This is a genomic window from Streptomyces spiramenti, from assembly GCF_012034385.1.
Classification (GTDB): domain Bacteria; phylum Actinomycetota; class Actinomycetes; order Streptomycetales; family Streptomycetaceae; genus Streptomyces; species Streptomyces spiramenti.
This window is the reverse complement of sequence record NZ_JAAVJB010000460.1, coordinates 1-1,251: the sequence shown is the minus strand read 5'-3', so window position 1 is coordinate 1,251 and position 1,251 is coordinate 1. Positions and strand designations below refer to the sequence as shown.

Here is a 1,251-nt window from a genome sequence, read left to right as displayed (position 1 = left end):
GGCGTAGGCGTGTTCAACGCGCGTAGCTGTGGGGACACGCAGCAGCCCCAACGGAGCTGCCGCCCGGGAGAGGGCGTCGTGCATCTGCAGTGCGCTTGCGGCGAGTTGGGCCTCCAGCCGGCCTGCCGAGGCCCGGCGCCCCGTCCGAGGAGGACCCCCGATGACCGGCCCGCTACCCGAGAGCCACGAGCCCGCGCACGACCCCGAGGTCCTGCAGCTCGCCGCCAAGATCTTCCAGCTCGCCCGGAACGGCGACACCGACACCGTCGCCGCCTACGTGGACTCCGGCGTCCCGCCGAACCTCAGCAACGACAAGGGCGACACCCTCCTCATGCTCGCCGCCTACCACGGCCACGCGGCCACGGTCCGGGCGCTGCTGGACCGGGGCGCCGACCCCCGGCGGGGCAACGACCGGGGGCAGACCCCACTGGCCGGCGCCGTCTTCAAGGGCGAGGACGCGGTCGTGGAACTGCTGCTCGCCGGGGGCGCCGACCCGACCGCCGGGCAGCCGTCGGCCGTCGACACCGCCCGGATGTTCGGCAAGCACGAGCTGCTGCGCCTCTTCGGCGCCGAGGAATGACGACGGGGGCGACCCCGGTGACCGGGACCGCCCCCGCACACGACCGGGGCCGGTCCCCGCACCGAAGTGCGGGGACCGGCCCCGGTACGCAGGTACCTCGTCCGGGCTGATCAGGCCGGGACGATGTTCTCCGCCTGCGGGCCCTTCTGGCCCTGCGTGACGTCGAAGGTGACCTTCTGGCCCTCGTGGAGCTCGCGGAAGCCCTGAGCGGCGATGTTGGAGTAGTGGGCGAAGACGTCGGCGCCGCCGCCGTCCTGCTGGATGAAGCCGTAGCCCTTTTCCGCGTTGAACCACTTCACGGTACCGGTGGCCATGTCGTTCTCCTTCTTGTTCGGGGCAATGCAAGACCCGCACTGCGCGGATCCCGGTCGCTGCAATGTCCCCACCCGGGCAGAGCCCGGGGAAAAACAAATGCGCCCGCGGCATTAACCGTCAGGCGCACACAAAAGTTTATGGGTACCACAACCGCAACGCAGACCACGTTAGCACGCTGATCCCCGGTTCGGGAGGGACAACACACGGGACGTGTCGGGCGTCTCACCCGCTGTTCTCTGGGAGCGGACAAACGCTGCCCGGCGGAGCCCCCCGGGTGGCGGCCGATGCCCCTGACGGCGCAGCGCCCGCGGCGTGCCGGGCGCCGTCCGGCGCCGCCTCGGCGCCCGCGGCTCAGC

Annotated in this window: 2 protein-coding genes; one reads left to right on the top strand and one right to left on the bottom strand. The window is 71.9% G+C overall.

What is annotated here, in order from left to right:
• Positions 1-160 precede the first annotated feature (160 nt).
• Complete coding sequence (locus HCJ92_RS24155) at positions 161-580, top strand: ankyrin repeat domain-containing protein (RefSeq protein ID WP_167935725.1); 420 nt, start codon at positions 161-163, stop codon at positions 578-580.
• A gap of 110 nt (positions 581-690) precedes the next feature.
• On the opposite strand, the gene HCJ92_RS24150 is transcribed toward HCJ92_RS24155, so the two are convergent.
• The gene (locus HCJ92_RS24150; protein ID WP_167935724.1) at positions 691-894 is read right to left on the bottom strand and encodes a cold-shock protein; all 204 of its coding nucleotides are present in this window, start codon (positions 892-894) and stop codon (positions 691-693) included.
• Positions 895-1,251: the final 357 nt, after the last annotated feature.

Bases quoted from the DNA above. Each gene is read 5' to 3' on its own strand.
- HCJ92_RS24155 (WP_167935725.1), top strand. From the start codon at position 161: ATGACCGGCCCGCTACCCGAGAGCCACGAGCCCGCGCACGACCCCGAG.
- HCJ92_RS24150 (WP_167935724.1), bottom strand. From the start codon at position 894: ATGGCCACCGGTACCGTGAAGTGGTTCAACGCGGAAAAGGGCTACGGC.